Genomic DNA, 23,317 nt, shown 5'->3' on the forward strand with positions numbered 1-23,317 from the left:
AGATCTTAGGTAACCGATATATCTAGGGGGAACTCTATCCATAAACTGAATCGTTGTGTAAAAAAGAGGAAAGTTGAGCAAAATGCATCAACTTTCCTCTCTATTTATACTCTGATAACTAAAAAAGGGTCCGAGAGGACCCTTTTAATTTGAAGTATGATATGTGGAAGATATATTAGCCTTCATGACTTTTTAATTGCATACCTTCTAACAATGTTTTCTCCGATTCTTCCATATGGATACGAGCAATCTGGCGAGCTCGTTCCACATCGCGATCGGAGATAGCTTCCACAAGTTGACGATGTTCATCCCAAGTTTTGGCAAGACGACCTGTTTGGCTCATAGACAATGTACGGAACCGCAATGTTTGTTCCCGTAGATTGTTTATCATTTCAACAAGACGATCATTACGAGAAGCTTTATAAAGGATTTCATGGAATAGAATATCGGCTTGTACGACTTTGTCTAAGTTATTTTCGTTCATGTAATTGCCGATTTCTACAAGATGTTGCTCTAAGGCCTCGATTTCTTCATTCGTAATACGTTCTGCAGCTAGTTCTGCGGCTAATTCTTCTAAGATAGAACGAAGTTCAAACACTTCTGTTACATCTTTCAAACTCATATCTGCCACATAGGTACCACGGCGAGGAATCATAACAATGAGTCCTTCTTGCTCTAAAATGCGGATGGCTTCACGGATAGGGGTGCGGCTCACACCGAGTTCTTCCGCAAGAGGAATCTCCATGAGACGTTCTCCTGGTGGTAAAATACCATCGCGAATGGCTTGACGCAAAGCATCGCTAACAATTTCACGAAGCGGTTTGTAAGCGTCTAAACGGATGGGTTGTAAACGTGGTGCATTCATCGTAGGGCCTCCTCATCATGTGTTTTCGTAATTAGTGAAAGCCAGTTATAACCAGCTTTTTTGATTTCTTCTTGTAATCGAATTGCATCCAGTGCTTTTTCCAATAGAACCACCATAGTAGGACCGCTACCTGTCATGATGGTGGGAAATCCACGGTCTAAGAAAAATTGCTTACATGCTGTAAGTTCTGGATGGACAGGGAATATTAATTCTTCAAAGGTGTTGTCACTACTAATAAAAGCTTGACAAAAGTCTTTGGCATTCATATGTGCAGTAACGGTATCCATCGTGTCTGAAGTGACACGAGAAGTCCCTGCAAATCTTCCGTAGGCTTCTGCCGTGGAAATACTCACTTCTGGTTTTACGATCAGTAGCCATTGAGCACTACTAGTTGGTAAAGTTTCTAATAGTTCTCCTCGACCGGTGCCACGGGCAGTGCCGCCTTTTAGTAAGAATGGTACATCAGATCCGAGTTTAGAAGCCATGGTCAATAGTTCTTCATCGGTTAAGCGCAGGTCCCAAAACTTGTTAAGGCCTAGTAGCATAGCGGCACCGTCACCACTACCACCGCCCATACCAGCACAAGGGGGAACTCGTTTTAACAAATGAATAGCAGCCCCTTGTTTACAGCCCGTATAGTCTTGCACCATACGAAGGGCTTTCATAGCAATATTACTTTCTGTATAGGGAATTAATTGTGCCATATAATAAGGCAGTTCAGGAGCATCGCCAGAGAACACCACAGAATGGTGACGCGCGAAATAGAGGGAATCCCCTAAGAAAATAGATTGAAAAATGGTATCTATATCGTGGTACCCATCATCACGTTTGCCCGTGATAGCAAGACCTACATTGATTTTACTAAAAGCTCGTTGTTCCATAAGATTGTCACCTCAGTGAAGTCATCGAAAATGTTTACATGTACTCTTTATTATATCATAATTAGCTTAAGAAGTGACGATTCTCTGAAAGTATGGTATTCTATTGTGTAGCGGCAATTGGAAAGGAAGTGACTGTATGACTGATGAAGAGTATATGCGTGAAGCCTTGGTAGAGGCACGTAAGGCCTATGATATGGGTGAGATTCCTATTGGTGCAGTATTAGTGCATGAAGGCAAGATTATCAGTCGTCATCACAACAGACGCGAGATTGACCATGATGCGACGGCTCATGCAGAGGTCCTTGTCATCCGTGAGGCGAATGCTATGCTTGAAAGGTGGCGGTTGACCGGTTGTACGCTTTATGTTACCATAGAGCCGTGCCCTATGTGTGCTGGTGCTATTATTAATAGTCGTATAGATCGTGTTGTCTATGGCAGTAGTGATTATAAGGGCGGTGCGGTAGAATCTTTGTTTAATGTACTTTCACATCCGAATTTAAACCATGAACCACAGGTGTTATCGGGTGTATTGCAAGAAGAATGCAGTCAAATTATGAAAGATTTTTTCAAAGAACGCCGTCGTATACGGAGAGGTACTCAAGTGGCTGAAGAGTCCGCACTCGAAATGCGGTAGGTCAGGAAACTGGCGCGGGGGTTCAAATCCCCCTCTCTCCGCCAAAGTAAGGGCTGTGTCAGTAGATGCAGCCCTTTTTTACAAAATGATGTAGTTATAGGAGGTATGATATGGAAGTATATTACTCCCCTTTACAAGAGGTTAATCAAGAATTAATCCATAAACGATTAGATTTTTTGTTGCGTAAAATCGGCTTTGATGAAATTGGTTGCGCTGGCAAAAAAGTGGCTCTACTTCGCAATGATTTGCACAGCGATTATGAGGCGTATGAAACGGTAGTGGCATATATGAAAGCACGCATCGAATCCGAAGGTGGCACTGTGGTCTATGTAGATGAGCCTAGCAACCATTCTTGTGAGGTCATCATTCCTGATGGTGAATCTGTGAAAGTAGCCTATATCGATGAACGCATTGCTACCAGTGATGTGGTGATTTCTGTAAACCACATTAAAGCGAATGAGTACAGCGGATTCTCTGGGGCTGTGAACAATACAGGGTGGTACTCTGCGAGCCTAGAAGGTCGTCGTGAATTGGTAGCTTTAACAGGTACAGAGCATCATAAAGCGGTGGCTGAATATGCAGCAGCTGCCACTCGAAATCGTCAACGATTCCATGTAGGGGTAGCGATGGACGTTGTAGCAGATTATGTGAACCAAGATAAGCTGAAAGAGGCTGGTGCTACTAACGAAATCGTAAGTAACTTAGGCATTGTTGTATCCTATGACATGGTGGCTATGGACGAAGCTTTGGGAGACATTATTACCCAAGCTACACCAGTGGAACATGGCGTATTAAGCACAGTGGAAAAACGTACGTGGGATTATTTCAAAGATATTTCTCCTAATAGCGAATGGCAAGCCATCTTACTTCGTGCGGACCGCATGGGACTTGGTACACGTTCCTACGCCTTGGTGAAAGACGAAGAGTTAATCTTCTATGGTGAAAAAATTTAATAGTACGTAACTAGAACAATAGGTAGCTTTTATAAGCTGTGGAAGGATAGGTTATGTGAATAATAAAAAATCTCTAGTGTAAGCGAGTGCGTAAGGCATCGCTTTGACTAGAGATTTTTCTGCCTAGAGAGTGGTGGCAGATAGGTCAAATAAAACGGGTCTTAAAGAAGCACAAAAACTCCCTAGGTGGAACCCTAGGGAGTTATACTATCGAGGATAATACATAATAATGAGTACCCCGATGATGGAGACGATACCACCGATGATATCGTACTGATCAGGAGTGATGCCGTCTACATAATAGCCCCATAAAATAGAGAGGGCGATGAAGATGCCGCCATAGGCTGCATAGACCTTGCCGAAGGGTGCTTCTTGTAGAGTAGGGATGATACCATAAATGATTAGCGTAATAGCACCTGCCAGCATATACCATGGGCTTTTATCGTCTTTCAGATAGAGCCATACTAAATAGCCACCACCGATTTCTGCAATACCGGCTAGGATAAAATAAAATATTGATAAAAGAATTTGCGACATAGTAAATACCTTTGTGTTAACTGCCTTTCATAGGATGAAATACATGTGGTACGTTGTATAGGAATAATATACTCTCGATATACCGTGTACTAAGACCGTATGTAATATATAGTAAATGATATATACTTTCATTATATAAACTAATCATAATAATTTCAACCACTAAGGCATAAAAAAGCAACCAATCCGAAGACTGGTTGCTGTAGTATCCTATTATTTGGAGTACAATTCGACGATTAATGTTTCGTTTACTTCGATAGGAAGTTCTTCACGTTCAGGAAGGCGAGTTAATGTGCCTTGGAAAGCGTCAAGATTTTTTTCGATGTAAGGAAGTTCGAAAGAACGAAGTTCTTGGAAGTTCACTTTGAACATTTCGTTGTCACGGCTAGCTTCACGAAGTTCGATTACATCGCCAACTTTACATTGGTAGGATGGAATGTCAACGCGTTTGCCGTTAACAAGAATGTGGCCATGGTTTACCATTTGACGTGCTTGACGGATGGAGTTACCGAAGCCAATGCGATATACAAGGTTGTCCAAACGGCATTCCAACAATTTCAACATGTTTTGGCCTGTAACACCATGCATTTTTTTCGCTTTATCGTAATAGCGTACGAACTGGCGTTCTAGCAAGTTGTAGTATGCTTTAACTTTTTGTTTTTCTAATAATTGAAGACCATATTCAGACATTTTCTTTTGACGTTGGTCTTTTTTTACACGTTTTAAAGCCTTCGCGTGACCGAAAACGTTCACACCGAAGCGACGGCATAACTTAAATCGTGCTTCTCTTCTCGTTGCCATGTGATTATCACCTCATAGATTAATAAAACTTTGCACAAATCGTGCTTAATTATTATACCCTATGAAAATAAAAAAGTCAAAGGGCTATAACCATTGTCAAGGGCCGTGTATGTGCTATAATAAAGGGTACAGTATTAGTGTTTCCATTAGGAAATGATGTAAGAGGAGATTCACAATGAATGTGTCCTATAATGTTAAAGAAGAATTATGTATAGAACATACACCAGGTGCAGGTGCCATCGTTATTTTTGGGGCCTCTGGAGACCTGACAAAGCGTAAATTATTACCAGCTATTTATTCCTTGTTTCAACGTGGTTTACTTTCACCGAAGGTAGCCGTAGTGGGCGTAGCACGGACAGCCATGAGCCACGACGAGTTTCGTGAACAAGTGAAAGCATCTATATTAGGCGATCGTGAACCAAGTGCAGAAGAACTAGCATTTATTGAACGCTTTTCCTATGTGTCTGGTCAATATACAGAGCCTTCTACGTATGTAGCGTTGCGCAAAGAATTAGAACGTGTGGCAGATGCTCATTGTACTGGCGGGAATGCACTATTTTATCTAGCCATGCCACCAGAGTTATTTGAACCTATCGTACGTGAATTACATGGGGCGAAGCTATTAGAAGAAGTAGGTTCTTGGTCTCGAGTAATCATTGAGAAACCTTTTGGTCATGATTTAGAAAGTGCTATCGCATTAGATGAATCATTAAAACAATACATAACAGAAGAGCAAACCTATCGTATTGATCATTATTTAGGGAAAGAAACGGTACAAAATATTTTGATGCTTCGTTTCGCTAATGCTATATTTGAACCGCTTTGGAATCGCAAATATATTGAACGGGTAGAAATTACGGTGGCCGAAGAGTTAGGTGTAGAAAAACGTGCTGGCTATTATGATGGGGCAGGCGCTTTGCGTGATATGGTGCAAAACCATATGATCCAGGTATTATCTTTGATTGCTATGGAACCACCTGCCAGTTTTAATGCCGACGATTACCGTGATGAAATTGCTAAATTGATTTCGTCTATTCGTGGTTTACACCGTCAAAAATTAGGCGATATTGCAGTGCGTGGTCAATATACAGATTCTGGTAATACAGAGCGCCCAGCCCCAGAGTATCGGAAGGAAGAAAATGTGCCACCGACGTCTACGACAGAAACTTATGTGGCATTGAAACTGTTCATTGATAATTGGAGATGGCGTGATGTGCCGTTCTATTTGCGTACAGGGAAACGATTGCCGAAGAAATCAAGTGAAATTGCTATTACTTTCAAACCAATTCCGCACTCCATTTTTAAACCGTTCCATGCGAAAGATTTTAACCAAAACGTATTGGTTCTTCGCATGCAACCAAATGAAGGAATGGGATTGTCCTTAGAGGTAAAATCTCCAGGATCGAAATTAAGCGTCAATACGTTAGAAATGGACTTTTCTTATAGCAATTCTAAGGAATTAGCAGACATTCCAGATGCTTATGAAAGATTGATTTTAGATGGTTTATTAGGAGACCAAACATTATTCGTTCGCAATGATGCGGTAGAAAAATCTTGGCGTTTATTTAAGCCATTGATTGAGGCATGGGAACGAAATGATGAAGAAACACCGTTATGCTTCTATCCAGCTTTCAGTGAGGGCCCAAAAGAGGCAGAAGAGTTATTAGAAGGAGGATCTTGGTCGTGGCGAGAGATATAATTCATGCATTTCCTACAGGAGATGACGTGGCGAAAGCAGTGGCCGATCGATTTTTAACTTATACAAATGAATGCATTGCAGAAACAGGCGCTTGCGTGGTGGCTGTATCTGGAGGGACTACACCAAATGCATTGTTTTCATTGCTCGATTCTGATGAGTATACAAATCGTATCGATTGGGAGCATATTTTCTTCCTTTGGGTAGATGAACGATTTGTGCCACAGTCGAATCCAGATAACAATTTTGGCCGTGCAAAAGATCGCTTATTTGGAAATATTATGGGAGCTGCTCACTATTATCCAGTACCAACGAATAATGGTACTGTGGAGGAAGCAGCAGATAAATATGAACAAGAAGTAAAAATGGTCTTGAAGCGCACAGAAAAGGAATCCATAGATTTAGTCTTACTAGGCTTAGGTGATGATGGACATACAGCGTCCCTATTCCCTAAATCGGAAGCTTTGTATGAACGTGATCGTATGGTAGTGGCTGTGAAAGATGGCAAAGTATGGGAACGTGTGACATTGACATTCCCAATGCTGGTGAATGCGAAATCTGTGTGGTTCACGGTGGTAGGCGCTTCTAAAGAGGCGGCCTTAGCTCGTGTGCTTCGCCAACGTAAAGAATATGAAGAATATTCTTGGGAGGATCGAGTAGACCATTGTTTACCAGGTGCGGTATTAACTCATGAACCAGTAGAATGGTATGTAGATGATTCTGCGCATAAAAATTAATTGATTTGAAATGCGAGGTATTAGGTATGTTTAATTTTGGTACACAAGAGTTATTTCTTATTTTAATTATTGCCCTTGTTATCTTTGGACCTAAAAAGTTACCTGAAATTGGTAAGGCCATTGGTAAAAGTATTAATGAATTTAAAGATGCTGTTAGTGGCGATAAAAAAGTAGCTAAAGAAGAACCTGCAAAAGCGGAAACCATTGATGTAGAAGCTGGTGCTACTAATAGTCATAAACAAAATAATTAGGATGTGCTATAATGAATTTAGTCATATTTCTGCTCCTTATTTAGGGGCTAAAAATAGTCATAAACAAAATAATTAGGAGGAACTATGTGTAAAGATTGTGGTTGTGGTAGCACGGGTAATGTGACTACAAAATTATTTCACGTGCCAGGCATGATGTGCGGGAACTGTGAAAACACTGTAAATGGGGCCGTTCGTGGGTTGCCAGGCGTATTAGAATCTACTGTGGATTTGAAAACAAAAGAAGTACGGATTCGCTTTGACCATACTAAAACGGATGAAGCAACCATTCGTGCAGCTATCGACGAAACAGGTTTTGAAGTGGAATCTGTGAAAGACTATGTTCATGAACATGGTGGCATTTTGGGCGCTATTAAGAAAATATTCAAATAAGGCGTACTATCTGGTGATATGCCGGGTATATATTAGAATACAAGGAGGGGCTATCTGGATTGATTTCAAGATGGCCCTTTTATAGGAGTTAGTATGATACGCAAGTTTAATCAAAAAGAATACACCTGGGATGGAGTCGACACGTTGGTATACAAGCAAGATAATAGCCCTTTTAAAGATGTGACCCGTCAAGTTTTGTTTGATGGAGCTTGGGATATTCCATGCCAATTCCGTTATTTTGAGGTACAACCAGGTGGGTATAGCACTATGGAGCGCCATGAGCATACGCATATGGTCATGATCTTCCGTGGGAAAGGCCAATGTTTACTAGGCGACACCGTGGAAGACGTCCAAGAAGGAGATATGATTGAAATCCCTAAATTGATGGCACACCAATTCCGTGCGAACCAAGACGATCATTTAGGCTTCCTCTGCTTGGTTAATGTGGACCGAGATAAGGTGCAAGTTATCACAGAGGAAGAACAAGCTGTGATGATGGAAAATCCTGTAATCGAGGAGTTTTTAAATAGCTAGTTAATCAGTTTACATACAACTGTCTCACAAGGAAGAAATATAAGTGATGAGGAATCTAGGCATCTAATATTGATGTTAGGAGTTATCGTTACTTATGTTTCTTTTTTATTTTAAAGTGAAATTGCATTATACAATTAAGTAGATAACATTTTCTAATATACAATAACGGAGTCTAGTTATAATCATGAGAGTGGGACGAAAACTATACGATGCATATCACAGCTAATAGTTGTAACACATAAATGGACAAATATATTATAAATTTAAGATAAATCCCTTTTATTAGAGAGAAATATTTGTTATAATTGAAAAGTTCTCATTTTTTATAGAAAGTAGGTTACATATGAATTTTATTCGTAGTATTAATCGCTTGTTCAATGATTACCTAGCATGGATTGTGTTAGCTATGGCAGTTATCGCATTCTTAGTGCCAGAACTATTCATGGGGGCAGCGAAACAAACAGTTCCTTTGTTACAATTAGTTATGTTCAGCATGGGCTTAACCTTAACAGGGAAAGTATTCTTAGACGTATTTAAACAACCGTGGCAAGTAATCTTGGTATCCTTGATTCAATTCTTGTGGATGCCACTAGCAGGTTGGTTAGTAGGTACCTTGTTTGGATTCCCACCAGAAATCGCCTTAGGATTTATCTTGTTAGGGGCAGCACCAGGTGGTACCGCATCCAATGTAATGACATTCTTGGCAAATGGTAATGTGCCGTTATCCGTATCTGCCACAACAGTATCCACATTATTGGCACCAGTGTTAACACCAATCTTCATCGTGTTATATGCTGGACAAACCGTAGATATTGCATTTTGGCCGATGTTCATGTCCATTGTGAAAATCATTGCGGTCCCAATTGCGCTAGGAATTATTGTAAACTATTTCATCGGTTCTCGTATTGAACCTGTGAAAGAAGTATTGCCAACAGTAGGTGCCGTAGCTGTATTGATTATCTTAGCTGGCGTCACTGCTGTTAGCCGGGATAATATCTTAGCTCACGGAGTGATGATTTTCTTAGCTTGTTTAGTGCAAAATGTGAGCGGTTATGTAGTGACATATTTCATTTGCCGTCTATTTGGTTCTAACGTACCAGATCGCCGTGCTATGCAAATCGAAGTGGCAATGCAAAATTCTGCCTTGGCAGCTAGCTTGGCATTGAAACACTTTACACCACAAGCAGCCGTAGCAGGTGCCGTGTTCTCCATTATCCATAACTTTACAGGATCTATCTTTGCGGGCATTTGCCGAAGAAACGATTCTAAAAATACACATTAATCTATAAGTTAATGTACTTTGGGTATTAGAGCATTTAGAAAATTAAATATCTAGTAGAAACGTCATGTACTTTCATAGCCTTCTATAGGATGAAAGTATGTGACGTTTTTTCCTTGTAAAATCCTAAAATAAAGTATATAATAGACTGTCGTAGTACGATTTGTACAAATATTAGGAATACCCTACTTAAGTAGATAAAGGAGTATAGAATGATTCGTGAAAATCTTCGCAATGTGGCGATTATCGCCCACGTTGACCATGGTAAAACAACATTGGTAGACGCATTGCTTAAACAAAGCCATATTTTCCGTGATAATGAAAAAGTTGCTGAGCGTGTAATGGACTCTAACGACTTAGAACGTGAAAGAGGGATTACGATCCTTTCCAAAAATACAGCAGTTATGCATAACGATGTAAAAATTAACATCGTGGACACACCGGGCCATGCTGACTTCGGTGGTGAAGTAGAACGTGTATTGAACATGGTTGATGGTGTATTGTTATTGGTAGACTCTTTCGAAGGTCCAATGCCACAAACTAAATATGTATTGCGCAAAGCTTTGGAACAAGGATTGAAACCAATCGTGGTTATCAACAAAATTGACCGTCCTGACCAACGCGTTCATGAAGTAGAAGACGAAGTATTAGAATTGTTCATGGAACTCGAAGCAGACGATGATCAATTGGACTTCCCTGTGGTGTATGCCTCTGCTCGTGATGGCATTGCGAAAGCATCCATGGAAGATGATTCCACAGATATGACTGCATTATTCGATGTATTGATCAAAGAAATTCCTGCTCCACAAGGCGACATCGATGGTCCATTGCAATTCATGGTAACGACACTTGACTATGATGATTTCGTAGGAAAAATTGCAGTAGGTCGTATCGTTCGTGGTCGCATGAAAACCAATCAACAAGTGGTGTTGATGAATGGCGAAAGCACTCGTAAAGGCAAAATCGGCCGTGTGTACACATACAATGGCTTAAATCGTGTAGAAACAGATGAAGCAGGCATGGGCGACATCATCGCTTTCGTAGGTATCGATGACATCAATATCGGTGAGACTGTAGCGGATGCAGAAAATCCAGAAGCACTACCAACAATCTCTATCGATGAGCCAACATTATCCATGATGTTCTCCGTTAATAACTCTCCATTCGCAGGCCGTGAAGGTGACTATGTAACAAGTCGTCATTTACGTGACCGTTTGTTCAAAGAAGTAGAAACTAACGTATCCATGCGTGTAGAAGAAACAGATTCTCCGGACTCTTTCAAAGTATCTGGCCGTGGCGAATTGCATTTGGCAGTATTGATCGAAACTATGCGCCGTGAAGGTTACGAATTGCAAGTGGGTAAACCTCGTGTAATTTTCAAAGATATCAATGGTCAAAAATGTGAACCATTGGAGCATTTAACTATCGATGTGCCACAAGAATTTATGGGCGCTGTTATGGAAAACTTAGGTGTTCGTAAAGCTGAGTTAATCAACATGGTTGAATTAGCTGGTTACTTACGTATGGAATTCGTAGTACCTGCTCGTGGCTTGATTGGTTTCCGGGCGCAGTTCTTAACAGCTACAAAAGGTAATGGTATCATGAACCATGTATTCCATGGCTATGCACCATACAAAGGAGATATCCCAGGCCGTACGCGCGGTGCCTTGGTGGCCTTCGAAGACGGTGAAACAACACCATATGGCTTGAACTCTGTACAAGACCGTGGTACTTTATTCTTAGGTGCTAACGTGCCAGTATACACAGGCCAAGTTATCGGCGAAAATGCTCGTGAAAACGATATGGACGTAAACCCTAACAAAAAGAAACATGTTACTAATATGCGTTCTAGCTCCTCTGATGAGGCAGTTCGTTTAACACCTCCACGTATCTTCAGCTTGGAACAAGCCTTAGAGTGGATTAACGATGACGAATTGGTAGAAGTAACACCAGAAAATATTCGTATGCGTAAAGCGATCTTGGATCGTTCCGCTCGTGCGAAAGCAGCAAAAGCAGCAAAATAATTGCATACGCTATATGGAATAATTCCATTGAAAGACTTAGCTTCTATCTCTCAAAATAGAGAAACTGCGCATGGAAAGTATAAGGATGAATATAAATGTCATGTATCTGAGAGGCAGCAGATAGAAGAAAAATGAAACAAGGTTGGAATTTGTAGGGTAATTGTGATATAATAACAGTAGCTAAAACAACAAGGATTATCTAGCATTGATAACACCAAAAAAAGCACAGGGTTGCCGCCCTGTGCTTTTTCTTTGTCGTCTAAAAGTAACGACTTTGGCTAGTCACTATTTATTGTTACTATCTAGCCATTTGCAAATGTAGTAGCTAATTACATTCGCCATGATAGTAACAAACAACAAGATTAAAAAATTAAGCAATGATAACACCTCCTTCCCGTCACGGATTGGGTGATAGTGACATGTTTATTATAGCAGATTTTTCTTTCATAAAATATATAAAAATCACAGAAGGCAAATTCTGTGCTTTTTAGTTATGCAATGATATTTTGTTGTATTTTATAGGACTGAAAGCCTATAATAGATATATAAGTAATACATTAGTAATGATATAGGAGATACAGGAGATAGGATGAAAGAACTTCGCACACTGCCAGATGGTAGCATTACTTATGAACTGCATAGAAAACGCGTGAAGAACATGAATCTTCGTGTCACCACCAGTGGCGTAGTACGAGTGTCTGCCTCCCCTCGTGTTCCCCTAGGATTGATTGAAGCCTTCATCTGTCGTCATCGAGCTTTCGTTGAAAAAGCACTGCAAAACCGAAAAAGCAGAGGCGGTCATCCGATGGTACCTGCTGTAGATACAGAAATCATGGTGATGGGTAAGATGTATCGAGTCATATTAGAACAGCCTCATACAGTATCTGCCTATTTGGAAACATCTTCGCAGGATAGTCAATTAAGTGATACTCCGTCAGATTCTCCATTGAAAGGTAGTTTATCAAAAAGGAAGGGCGCACAAGGAAGCCGATCACAAAGAAAACTGTCGAGAGGGAACGCCTCTACCTATGCAGTAACGGTGGTAGACGACATATTGTTGGTACGCTACCCAAGTAATCATGAGACCTTGGATGCTAGCAAAGTAGAACGAATGTGGCTTAGCTTTTGGAAAACCATAGGTCAGGACTTCATGGAAACACTAGCACAACAAGTGTATAGTGAGTTTCAACAAGCGGGGTATACAGTGCCGACACCGACCTTGCGCTTGCGGTACATGACGAGCCGTTGGGGATCTTGTATGCCTTTAAAAGAAATTATCACTATGAATACTCGATTGCTATTAGGGCCTACGGAGTTTGCTCATTATGTGATGGTCCATGAATTTGCCCATTTTATAGAGCCGAACCATTCGTCACGCTTTTATAAGGTTATGAGCGATGTGTTGCCAAATTGGGAGCAAGTGAAAGCGGAGATGAAGGAATATTATACATAAGCAGGGTTAGGTAATGTACAATTATAGAGATTAAGAGGTTCCTATGAAATATTTTAGATACACTATTGATAGAGGGTTATTACAAGTTAAAAGTCACATATATCGTATTTCCACCTATCATTATAATTGGCATAATCATATTGAGTTATTATGGGTATTAAAAGGAGCTTTAGAAGTGTGTGTAGAGGGGCAGACCTATACATTACAACGAGATGACATGATTTTATATTCATCACAATGTGGGCATGCTACATTGGCATTAGAAGAGGATACGATTGCTCTCGTCTTTCATGTAGAACCACAATGGTTTTTGCAGTATGATCAGGATTTTATGAAGTATCGATTTGTGTCAGTCTCCACACAAGATATAAATATTGCTGAAAGGTATAAAGAGCTTCGCCAATCGTTAGCGTATATTATGAATCATCATACTGCAGAAATAAGCATTAGTGCGCTAGAAACCATGAAGGTAGATGGTGTTATATATACAGTGTTGTCAGATGTGTATGAGATTATACTGGCTAGTCGATACGAGAATCAATTATCCACTAAGATATTGCATCAAGAAGAAAATTTTGAACGGATGGTTCATTTTATCGATGAACATTTTCGCGACCGTCTTGAGTTAGCAACGATTGCTGATGTAGGCGGATATACTGAAAGCTACACCTCTCAACTATTTAAACGGCAGCTGGGGATTACTTTTTTAGAATATGTGTCACGTATGCGATTGCGTGAGGCAGCGATACGATTAGTAAATACGGATGATATGGTTATTCATATTGCAAGTTATTGTGGGTTCCCTGACGTAAAAGCTTTTAATAGTGCGTTTAAAAAACATTTTAAACTAACTCCTTCTGCCTATCGTGAACGGGCAAAGAGAATTGAGCGTCATACAGTGTTAGAAGATTGGAAAGAATATATTAGCTCTGATGATACAGAAATTAAGGGGATATTAACAATGTATGGAAGTTACCTGACTAGAGAAAATGTGAAGTATGAGGAAAATGAATATACGAAACAAAGCCTTGTTAGTAAGGTTCAACGGGTTAAAGAAGAATTACAGCAGCTATTGCAGACCCTAGAATAAGCTAGGTATACTTTACTTGCATATATATAATATTAAGTATATGGATATATTTTTATATAATAAAATAAGGCTGAATTTAATTAATACTGGTAAATGCTATGTTATTACATGTAATAACATAGCATTTTTTTATATATATTGGACTTAAAATTGCAAAAATATAGATAAATATGCCTATTTTATAGAAAAGTATCATGATGAATATTGGATAGAAGGGAGGATGTATAAATAGCTATAATGAGGGCATATATTAATACGGTACTAGAGATTCAGGAGGAATGGAATGGATGCAGTTAGTATTACGTTATGTTATTTAGTGTTTGCCATAGTTATGTTTGTATGGGAGAAGATACCTTTATCGATTACGGCGATGTTAGTATCAGTTGGTCTAGTCTTATCTGGAGTTTTATCTCCTAAAGAGGCCTTTGCAGGCTTTGTAGATGGTAATGTTCTTTTATTTATGGCTATGTTTATCGTGGGTGCAGCATTCTTTGAAACTGGTGTGGCACAAGTGGTAGGTAGTGTAGTTACAAAAATGGCTAGCACTGAAAAAATGCTCATTGTTGCAGTCATGCTAATTACAGGATTATTATCTGGCTTCTTGTCTAATACGGGAACCGCAGCGGTATTGATTCCTGTTGCAATTGGAATTGCACAAAAATCAGGATTTAACCAATCAAAATTTTTAATCCCCTTAGTATTGGCATCGGCTATGGGTGGTAATCTTAGTTTAATTGGGGCCCCAGGAAATATGATCGCACAAGCAGGATTAGAAAAAATTGGCTTATCCTTTGGATTCTTTGATTATGCTTTAATTGGTGGACCAATTTTGTTAGTAGGTATTATTTACTTCTTGTTATTGGGATATAAATTACTGCCAGACACACCAAGTCGTGCTGTAGACTCTACCTATGATACAGTGGAAGATTATAGCCATGTACCAAAATGGAAACAATGGATGGCGACATTGGTATTGGTAGGTACTATCTTAGCAATGATTTTTGAAACTCAAATTGGTGTTAAACTGTATGTATCTGCATGGATTGGGGCACTTATTTCAGTGGCTACGAATGTGGTGACTGAAACAGAGGCGGTAAAATCCATTGATATGAAAACAATATTTTTGTTCGTTGGTTCCTTATCTATTGCTACAGCTCTTGTGAAAACAGGTGCGGGTTCTGTAGTAGCAAATACGATTATGGGATTATTAGGTAGCAATCCAAGTCCATATATTGTGATGGCAGTGATTTTTATCTTATCCGCTGTATTAACAAACTTTATGTCTAATACGGCAGCTACAGCACTGTTGGTGCCTATCGGTTTGCAATTAGCACAGTCTATGGGAGCAGATCCCAAAGCGGTATTGATGGCTACTGTTATCGGTGCATCTTGTGCATATGCAACACCAATTGGTATGCCTGCCAATACCATGGTGTACAACATTGGAGGATATAGTTTTATGGACTACGTGAAAGTAGGGGTTCCTCTCATTGTGATAGTGACAATCGTGTCATTAATTATTTTGCCAATATTCTTTCCCTTTTACCCATAATATAGGAGGTTTGTATGAATAAAGAAGAACAAGTGTTACGAATGACAAAGATCGTTAGTGATTTTGTAGGCCATGTTGCTAAAGTATTACCTGACGATGTACAAGAAAAAATTACAGAATTAGCGAATGATGAACGAAATCCGCTAGCGAAAACAATTTATGCAACTATGAAAGAAAACATGAAGTTAGCAAAAGAGTTAAGTCGCCCATCCTGCCAAGATACAGGAGTATTGCAATATTGGGTGAAAGTAGGTGCTAATTATCCATTGCTTGGTGAATTGGAAAGTATCTTGAGAAATGCAACGTATCAAGCAACACAGGAAACTCCGCTTCGACATAATTGTGTAGAAACATTTGATGAATATAATACTGGAAAAAACATTGGTACTTTAGCACCTTATATTTTATGGGATATCGTGCCAGATCGAGATGATGTTGAAATTTTCCCTTACATGGCAGGTGGTGGTTGTTCCTTGCCAGGTAGCGGTAAAACATTGATGCCTGGAGAAGGCTATGAAGGAGTAGCAAAGTTTGTCTTAGATTTGATGACATCCTACGGATTAAATGCGTGTCCACCATTGTTAATTGGTGTAGGTGTGGCTACGTCTATTGATACAGCGGCGTTACTTTCAAAAAAAGCGTTAATGAGACCCGTGAGTTCCGTGGCACCTAATGAACGAGCAGCAAAAATGGAACAATTGCTAGAAGATGGGATTAATTCCTTGCATATTGGCCCACAAGGTATGGGTGGAGATAAGTGCTTGCTAGGCGTCAATATTGAGCATGGGGCTCGTCATCCATCGGTTATTTCTGTTGCAGTTAATGTGGGATGTTGGAATCACCGCAGAGGCCATATGGTATTTGATAAAGATGGACAATGTACAATTCTATCGCATAGTGGGGTGACATATTAATGGAAAAGAAAGTATTAACAACGCCGATTCAGCGGAAAGATTTAGAAGGTATTAAAGCAGGGGACATCATTTATTTAACAGGTCATATTACGACCTGTCGTGACGTAGCGCATCGTCGGTTGATTGAATTAGGCCGTGAATTGCCTGTGGATGTACGGGATGGCGCCATTTTGCATGCGGGTCCTATCGTCCGAGATCTAGGAGATGACACATTTGAAATGGTGTCTGTAGGACCTACCACAAGTATGCGTATGGAAAAGTTTGAGTACGATTTTGTGAAAGAGACAGGTGTACGCCTTATTGTTGGTAAAGGTGGTATGGGACCGAATACAGAACGTGCTTGTAAAGAATTTGGAGCCTTGCATCTAGTATTTCCTGCGGGCAATGCTGTACTAGCGGCTACAGAAGTGGAAGAAATTGAAAGCGCTAACTGGCGAGAGCTAGGTATGCCAGAAACGCTTTGGACATGTCGTGTGAAAGAGTTTGGTCCTTTAATTGTATCCATTGATACAGAAGGTAATAACTGGTTTGAACAGAAAAAAGTAGAGTATAATGCGAAAAAAGAAGAAGTATTAGAATCTATCTACCAAGAAGTAAAGTTTATTAAATAATGCAAAGCCTATGTAGTTTGTTATACAGATTACATAGGCATTTTTATTTTGTAAGCATCCATGGATTGATAGATGACAAACGCTTTCACGGTACACTGAAATATGCAAATTATGATATAATAAAGGGAATGAAAGCATATCGCGTTACGTTAGTAAGGAGGGCCCATGAGACCATTTGTACATCTGCATAGTCATAGTGAATATAGCCTCATTGATGGCATTAGCCGATTGCCACAAATGGTGAGTCGTGCGAAAGAACTCAATATGTCTGCCCTAGCGTTAACGGACCATGGTAATATGTATGGAGCCATATATTTTTATAAAGAGGCCATAGCACAAGGTATCAAACCCATCTTAGGATGCGAAGTGTATGTGACCGAAGGCAGTCGTTTTGACCGCCCTGAAGGTAAGACCTATGAACGATTAAAGCATTTAATTCTCTTAGCAGAAACCATGGAAGGATACGAAAATATTGTAAAAATTGTATCTAAATCCTCTACAGAAGGGTTCTACCGCAAGCCGCGTGCTGATCGAGATTTGCTATCTACCTACAATAAAGGAATTATTGCTTTGAGTGCTTGTATTGCAGGAGAAATTCCGCAACTAATATTACAGGACAACATTGAGGGCGCTCATCGTGCTTTAGAATGGTATCTTGAGACCTATGGAAAAGAGAACTTTTTCTTAGAGATTCAGAACCATGGAGACCCTAAGGAATTACGGGTTCAAGATGTATTGGTAGATATGGCGGAGCAATATGGTGTGGGACTTGTATGTTCTAATGACTTTCACTATGTCTATGCAGACGATGCGGAAGCTCATGATATTAAGGTATGTATTTCTACGGGTGCAAGGCGGAATGATGTAGATCGCATGAAGTTTTTCAGTAATGAGTTTTATATGAAAAGCGGCGATGAAATGGAAGAACTCTTTGGTCATATTCCAGAAGCTTTGGATAATACGTTGAAGATTGCGGAACGTTGCCATGTAGAGTTCAATTTTGATGCCCACCATTTGCCAAAATTTGATGTACCAGAAGGGGAAACAGCACATTCTTACTTGCGTAAAGTGTGTGAGTCCTATATTCCTCAATTCTATCCAGAGGTAACACCGGTATTACAAGAGCGGCTAGATTATGAGTTAGGTGTTATTAGTCGCATGGGTTTTGAAGATTATTTCCTCATCGTTTGGGACTATGTTAAATATGCTCGTGAACATGGGGTACTAGTAGGCCCGGGTCGTGGTAGTGCCGCAGGGTCAGTGGTAGCCTACTTATTAGGGATTACAGGTTTAGATCCTATTAAATATGATTTGCTCTTTGAACGGTTCTTAAATCCAGAGCGGGTGAGCATGCCCGATATCGATATCGACTTCTGCTATGAAACTCGCAATAAGGTCATCGAATATGTGACAGAAAAATATGGACAAGAACGAGTAGCGCAAATCATTACCTTTGGTACTGAAGCGGCTCGTGCTGTTATTCGTGATGTAGGTCGCGTGCTAGATATGCCTTTACCAGAGGTGAATCGGTTAGCAAAAATGATTCCCAATGAGCTAGGTATCACTTTGAAAAAATCTTTAGAGGTAAAAGAACTCAAAGATCTATATGAAAGTGATGCATCGGTAAAAGAACTATTTGACCTTTGTTTACGATTGGAAGGGATTGCTCGTAATTCTTCTACTCATGCGGCGGGGGTCGTAATTTCAGCAGCACCATTAGATGAGTATGTGCCGGTGCAAAACTCCAATGAAGATGGATTTGTCACGCAATATGATAAAGATAATATCGAAGAACTAGGCCTATTGAAGATGGACTTTTTGGGACTTCGTACGTTGACAGTGATGGGTGAGGCACTACGCCTCATTAAGGAAAATCATGGTGTTGAGCTAGACTTGGATGCCATCCCGTTAGATGACAAGGCATCTTGTGAAATCTTATGTAAAGGGGAAACAGCAGGGGTCTTCCAGTTAGAATCGGAAGGGATTACAAAATTAGTAATGGATTTGAAGCCAGAACATTTTGAAGATTTAATTCCTTTAGTGGCCCTCTATCGTCCAGGACCGTTGGGATCGGGCATGGTAGAAGATTTTATCAAGCGTCGTCATAAAGAAAAAGAAGTGACCTATTTACATCCTATATTAGAGCCTATTTTAGAGGATACATTTGGGGTTATCCTATACCAAGAACAAGTTATGCAGATTGCCTCTGCTATGGGGGGATTCTCCTTGGGGCAGGCGGACTTAATGCGCCGTGCCATGGGTAAGAAAAAGGAATCTGTACTAAAAGCACAACGAGATTCCTTTGTATCTGGTTCTGTGAACAATGGTATCGATGAGAAGCTAGCCAATGAAGTATTTGATCTCTTGCTATATTTCGCAGGTTATGGATTCAATAAATCCCACTCTGCCGCTTATGCCTACATTGCATATCAAACGGCGTATCTGAAAGCCCATTATTTCCCAGAGTTTATGGCTGCTACTATGACAAGCTTTATGGGTAATATGGATAAAATGACGAATTATATCAATGTGTGTAAAGCGAAACAGGTGGCTGTATTAGGACCAGATATCAACCATTCAGAGCGTATGTTTACCGTACAAAATGGACAAATTCGTTTTGGTTTAGGTGGTATCAAAAATGTAGGTGATAATGCCATCGAAGAATTACTAGCAGAACGTAAGACAAATGGGCAATTTACATCCATTGTTGATTTCTGCGAACGTATACCATACCGCGTGGTCAATAAGCGTTTGTTGGAAAGTTTAATCCGATGTGGGGCTATGGATTCTTTCAAAGAAAATCGAAATCAGCTGTTACAGATTTATGAACAAGCCCAAGGGATTGGTTCTAAAGGGCAAAAAAATAATGCTTTAGGAGCGGTGAGCCTCTTTGCGGAGGTTGAGGAAATGGAGAGTATCCATGTTCCAGACTTGCCAGACTTGCCTAAAGAACTAAAGCTGAAAGATGAAAAGGAATATACAGGCTTTTATATTACGGGGCATCCTTTAGATGCCTATCGTGATGAATTGGAAGGACTATTTCAATTAGGGAGATTAGCAGAAAATCCAGAGGATTTTGATGGAAAAACTGTTACCATTGGTGGATTGATTACGGAAAAAGTGGATCGATTAACGAAGGCAAGACAGGAAAAAATGTGCACCTTAACCTTGGAAGATTTCACAGGCACCGTACAAGTAGTAGTATTCCCACAAGGGTATCAAAAAAGTCATATGCTATTGCAACGAGATGGTGTGGTAGCTATCGAGGGACGCATTGATGCGGATGAAAAAGGTGTGCAATGCATTGCTAGTTCCATACAGTTATTGAAAGTAGAATATGATAAAGTACGACAGATACGTATTCATATTGATACAGCTCATGATACACCGCAAGTGAGTCAACAATTACAAAAGCTGTTACAAGAATTACAAGGAGATACACCAGTTACTCTATTCTTGCAACGTCAAAAACGCAGCTTAGCGGTGAACCGTAGTTTTTATTTCACCCCATCAAAAGAATCTATTGGGCGTGTGCAAGCCTTACTAGGGGCCAATGCAGTAGAGTTACTATAAGGAGATAGAAATGAATAAAAAACAAAGATTGTTTGTACCATGGGACCTAGTACAGATAGTTTAGAAATGGTAGAATCCTTATTGCGAGCAGGTATGAATGTGGCACGTTTTAACTTCTCTCATGGTTCTCATGAAGAGCAAGCAAAGCGTATGGAGCTCGTTCGCTTAGCCTCTACTAGAACAGGTATTCCAGTGGCATTAATGCTAGATACAAAAGGCCCTGAAATTCGCCTTGGCTTATTCAAAGAAGGCAAAGTGTGTTTAGAAGAAGGACAAGCTTTTACGTTGACTACAAGAGATGTGGAAGGAACGAAGGAGATTTGCTCCGTGAATCATGCGGGATTGCCAGAAGATGTGAAAGAGGCAAAACAAATTCTCTTATCTGATGGATTAGTGACATTGCGTATTGATTCTATCGAGGGCACGGAGATTCATACGACTGTTATGAACACGGGTATGATGAGCAATCGCAAACGAGTGGCTGTACCAGGAGTATCCTTATCCTTGCCGCCAGTGTCGGAACAAGATGAAAAAGATTTGGTATTTGGTTGTGAAATGGGTGTGGACTATGTAGCAGCTTCTTTCATGCAACGGGCTAGCGATGTAGTGGCCATTCGTCGTATTTTGGAATCCAAAGGGGCAGATATTCGCATCATTTCTAAAATCGAAAATGAAGAAGGTCTTAATAATTTAGATGATATTTTAGAAGTGTCTGATGGATTAATGGTGGCTCGTGGTGACTTGGGTGTAGAGATTCCAGCCGAAGAAGTGCCTGTATTGCAAAAAATGATGATTCAAAAATGTAATGCCGCCTCCAAGCCTGTTATTACAGCGACCCAGATGTTAGAGTCCATGGTAACCAATCCAAGACCTACAAGAGCAGAAGCTAGTGACGTTGCGAATGCCATATTAGATGGTACTGATGCGGTCATGTTATCTGGGGAAACTGCAGGGGGGGACTACCCATTGGAAGCGGTCACAACTATGGCTCGTATTGCAAAAGTAACAGAAACATCTGATTTATATGTGAATAGTAATCATACAGTACCGTTAGAAGAAGCAAAAACGACAGATGCTATTTGTTCTGCTACTGTTGAAGTAGGACGTTCTTTGGGAGCTAGTGCGATCATTACTTGTACTGAATCGGGTATTACAGCCATGAGTATTTCTCGTCATCGTCCAAACTGTCAAATTATTGCAGTAACACCACATGAACACGCTGTACGTCGTATGCAGTTATACTGGGGGGTGACACCGATTCAAGGACCATCCCACTCCAATTCAGATGAAATGGTACACTGCGCTATGAGTGCCGCCTTAGGAGAAGGATTGATTCAATCTGGTGATTTAGTAGTTGTTACTGCTGGTGTGCCATCTGGCTTATCTGGTACAACTAATATGATTCGTGTTCATGTCACTGGTAATGTATTGATCAAAGGTCGTGGAGTTGGTAAACTATCTGTAACGGGACCAATCCATCACGCTGATTCTACAGAGCCTATGACAGATGGAAGTATTCTAGTAGTTCGTGATTTAGAACCAGAATATATGGAACTAGCAAAACGAGCTGGCGCTATTATTACCGCAGAAGAAGGATACACATCGACAGCAGCTATTGCAGGCATTCAATTTGGTATTCCTGTTATTTTAGGTGCTCATGAGCAATCGCAATTGACAAATGGTCAAGTAGTAACAGTCGATGGTATTCGTGGTAATGTCTATGAAGGTATTGCAAACGCAAGATAGGAGGTAACTATGGAGTATCATATTCCTACACAAGCAGATACAGTGGTAGTAGAAGAAATTGTAAATCGTAAATTGCGCAATTCTATGCTTTGGATGGTGTGGGGCTTATTGACTACAGCCATCATCGGATTTATGGCGTTGACGAACCCCAGTTGGTTACGCTTTGCCCATTCCAACTTTAATATCATTTTGTTAGCCGAAGTGGGGGTAGTGTTTTTATTTTCCTTCCGTCAATACACGGCGTCTAACACATTTTTGAAAGCCATGTTTTTCCTCTATTCCATTATGAATGGATTGACCTTGACCGCTATCGCGTTACACTATTCCTTTGAGGTGGTAGTATATGCTTTAACAGGGGCTGTAGCAGTATTTGGCAGTTTTGCCTTTTTAGGAGTAGTGGTAAAAAAAGATTTGTCTGGATTAGGCACATTTTTAATGGGTGCAGTGATTGCGCTACTCATTGCTAGTTTGATTATGATGTTCTTCGGTGCTAGTGACTTTGGATTATTAGTATACAGCTATATAGCCGTAGGGATTTTTTCCTTATTTACCATGTATGATGTATATCGCATTAAACGGACCATAATGGAAGTAGCTTATGAAGATGAAAGTGTTCTGGAACGAGTTGAATTGATTGGTGCTTTAGGTTTATATCTAGATTTTATCAATATTTTCATCAACTTACTTCGCGTTTTCGGTCGTCGGTAACGTATCGTTAATTTGTGAGAGCACATTTATAAAAGGGGGAGCTATAAGCTCTCCCTTTTAGTATGCAAATCTTTCGATATATGAGATA

General features: G+C 40.1%; 21 protein-coding genes and 1 tRNA gene. 18 read left to right on the plus strand and 4 right to left on the minus strand.

Annotation, left to right across the window (positions count from 1 at the left end):
• Positions 1 to 175: 175 nt before the first annotated feature.
• A complete protein-coding gene (locus tag HMPREF9200_RS00670) occupies positions 176 to 865 on the minus strand; it encodes a GntR family transcriptional regulator (RefSeq protein ID WP_009352903.1) in 690 nt (229 codons plus the stop codon).
• Positions 862 to 1,746, minus strand: coding sequence for a 4-(cytidine 5'-diphospho)-2-C-methyl-D-erythritol kinase (gene ispE / locus HMPREF9200_RS00675; protein WP_009352886.1), 885 nt, complete (start codon positions 1,744 to 1,746; stop codon positions 862 to 864). Before ispE ends, HMPREF9200_RS00670 begins: the two co-directional genes overlap by 4 nt.
• 136 nt (positions 1,747 to 1,882) lie before the next feature.
• Here ispE and tadA point away from each other — a divergent pair, with 136 nt between their 5' ends.
• The 3 genes from tadA to HMPREF9200_RS00685 all read left to right on the plus strand — a co-directional run bounded on the left by tadA (position 1,883) and on the right by HMPREF9200_RS00685 (position 3,333).
• The gene (gene tadA / locus HMPREF9200_RS08230; protein WP_071814776.1) at positions 1,883 to 2,380 is read left to right on the plus strand and encodes a tRNA adenosine(34) deaminase TadA; all 498 of its coding nucleotides are present in this window, start codon (positions 1,883 to 1,885) and stop codon (positions 2,378 to 2,380) included.
• A tRNA-Ser gene (locus HMPREF9200_RS00680) sits at positions 2,334 to 2,424 on the plus strand. The genes tadA and HMPREF9200_RS00680 overlap by 47 nt, the downstream gene beginning before the upstream one ends.
• A gap of 66 nt (positions 2,425 to 2,490) precedes the next feature.
• On the plus strand, positions 2,491 to 3,333 hold the full coding sequence (locus HMPREF9200_RS00685) for a DUF362 domain-containing protein (protein ID WP_009352922.1): 843 nt from the start codon (positions 2,491 to 2,493) through the stop codon (positions 3,331 to 3,333).
• Between the two features lie 207 nt (positions 3,334 to 3,540).
• Here HMPREF9200_RS00685 and HMPREF9200_RS00690 read toward each other — a convergent pair whose 3' ends face one another.
• Both HMPREF9200_RS00690 and rpsD read right to left on the minus strand, forming a co-directional pair.
• Positions 3,541 to 3,861 (minus strand): YnfA family protein, encoded by a 321-nt coding sequence (locus tag HMPREF9200_RS00690; RefSeq protein ID WP_176604743.1) that lies wholly within the window; start codon positions 3,859 to 3,861, stop codon positions 3,541 to 3,543.
• A 222-nt stretch (positions 3,862 to 4,083) separates the two neighbouring features.
• A complete protein-coding gene (rpsD, locus tag HMPREF9200_RS00695; RefSeq protein ID WP_009353000.1) occupies positions 4,084 to 4,671 on the minus strand; it encodes a 30S ribosomal protein S4 in 588 nt (195 codons plus the stop codon).
• A 175-nt stretch (positions 4,672 to 4,846) separates the two neighbouring features.
• Between rpsD and zwf the strand changes: the two genes are divergently transcribed.
• From zwf to HMPREF9200_RS00770, 15 genes are all read left to right on the plus strand, one after another.
• Positions 4,847 to 6,370 (plus strand): glucose-6-phosphate dehydrogenase, encoded by a 1,524-nt coding sequence (zwf, locus tag HMPREF9200_RS00700; protein ID WP_009352883.1) that lies wholly within the window; start codon positions 4,847 to 4,849, stop codon positions 6,368 to 6,370.
• Positions 6,355 to 7,104 carry a 6-phosphogluconolactonase gene (gene pgl / locus HMPREF9200_RS00705; protein WP_009352975.1) on the plus strand — a complete coding sequence of 250 codons (750 nt, stop codon included), beginning with the start codon at positions 6,355 to 6,357 and terminating at the stop codon, positions 7,102 to 7,104. Before zwf ends, pgl begins: the two co-directional genes overlap by 16 nt.
• A gap of 26 nt (positions 7,105 to 7,130) precedes the next feature.
• On the plus strand, positions 7,131 to 7,355 hold the full coding sequence (locus HMPREF9200_RS00710) for a twin-arginine translocase TatA/TatE family subunit (RefSeq protein ID WP_009352849.1): 225 nt from the start codon (positions 7,131 to 7,133) through the stop codon (positions 7,353 to 7,355).
• Between the two features lie 84 nt (positions 7,356 to 7,439).
• Positions 7,440 to 7,745 (plus strand): heavy-metal-associated domain-containing protein, encoded by a 306-nt coding sequence (locus HMPREF9200_RS00715; RefSeq protein ID WP_009352905.1) that lies wholly within the window; start codon positions 7,440 to 7,442, stop codon positions 7,743 to 7,745.
• A gap of 93 nt (positions 7,746 to 7,838) precedes the next feature.
• On the plus strand, positions 7,839 to 8,279 hold the full coding sequence (locus HMPREF9200_RS00720; RefSeq protein WP_009352998.1) for a cupin domain-containing protein: 441 nt from the start codon (positions 7,839 to 7,841) through the stop codon (positions 8,277 to 8,279).
• Positions 8,280 to 8,622: 343 nt separating this feature from the next.
• Complete coding sequence (locus tag HMPREF9200_RS00725; RefSeq protein WP_009352921.1) at positions 8,623 to 9,561, plus strand: bile acid:sodium symporter family protein; 939 nt, start codon at positions 8,623 to 8,625, stop codon at positions 9,559 to 9,561.
• A gap of 209 nt (positions 9,562 to 9,770) precedes the next feature.
• Positions 9,771 to 11,582: a translational GTPase TypA gene (gene typA / locus HMPREF9200_RS00730; RefSeq protein WP_009352910.1), complete on the plus strand. Its 1,812-nt coding sequence runs from the start codon at positions 9,771 to 9,773 to the stop codon at positions 11,580 to 11,582.
• 589 nt (positions 11,583 to 12,171) lie between these two features.
• Positions 12,172 to 13,035 carry a M48 family metallopeptidase gene (locus HMPREF9200_RS07950; RefSeq protein ID WP_009352884.1) on the plus strand — a complete coding sequence of 288 codons (864 nt, stop codon included), beginning with the start codon at positions 12,172 to 12,174 and terminating at the stop codon, positions 13,033 to 13,035.
• A 43-nt stretch (positions 13,036 to 13,078) separates the two neighbouring features.
• Entirely contained in the window at positions 13,079 to 14,125 is a 1,047-nt protein-coding gene (locus HMPREF9200_RS00740; protein ID WP_009352958.1) for an AraC family transcriptional regulator, read from the plus strand.
• A 283-nt stretch (positions 14,126 to 14,408) separates the two neighbouring features.
• Positions 14,409 to 15,677: an SLC13 family permease gene (locus HMPREF9200_RS00745; protein ID WP_009352853.1), complete on the plus strand. Its 1,269-nt coding sequence runs from the start codon at positions 14,409 to 14,411 to the stop codon at positions 15,675 to 15,677.
• A 14-nt stretch (positions 15,678 to 15,691) separates the two neighbouring features.
• The gene (ttdA, locus tag HMPREF9200_RS00750; RefSeq protein WP_009352839.1) at positions 15,692 to 16,591 is read left to right on the plus strand and encodes a L(+)-tartrate dehydratase subunit alpha; all 900 of its coding nucleotides are present in this window, start codon (positions 15,692 to 15,694) and stop codon (positions 16,589 to 16,591) included.
• Positions 16,591 to 17,202: a L(+)-tartrate dehydratase subunit beta gene (gene ttdB, locus HMPREF9200_RS00755; RefSeq protein ID WP_009352944.1), complete on the plus strand. Its 612-nt coding sequence runs from the start codon at positions 16,591 to 16,593 to the stop codon at positions 17,200 to 17,202. Before ttdA ends, ttdB begins: the two co-directional genes overlap by 1 nt.
• 165 nt (positions 17,203 to 17,367) lie before the next feature.
• Positions 17,368 to 20,775 (plus strand): DNA polymerase III subunit alpha, encoded by a 3,408-nt coding sequence (locus HMPREF9200_RS00760; RefSeq protein ID WP_009352982.1) that lies wholly within the window; start codon positions 17,368 to 17,370, stop codon positions 20,773 to 20,775.
• Positions 20,776 to 20,802: 27 nt separating this feature from the next.
• Entirely contained in the window at positions 20,803 to 22,521 is a 1,719-nt protein-coding gene (gene pyk, locus HMPREF9200_RS00765; RefSeq protein WP_255260709.1) for a pyruvate kinase, read from the plus strand.
• A 9-nt stretch (positions 22,522 to 22,530) separates the two neighbouring features.
• A complete protein-coding gene (locus HMPREF9200_RS00770; protein WP_009353001.1) occupies positions 22,531 to 23,229 on the plus strand; it encodes a Bax inhibitor-1/YccA family protein in 699 nt (232 codons plus the stop codon).
• The last annotated feature ends 88 nt before the right edge of the window (positions 23,230 to 23,317 follow it).

The organism is Veillonella sp. oral taxon 780 str. F0422 (genome assembly GCF_000221605.1).
In the GTDB taxonomy this organism is placed as follows: Bacteria; Bacillota; Negativicutes; order Veillonellales; family Veillonellaceae; genus F0422.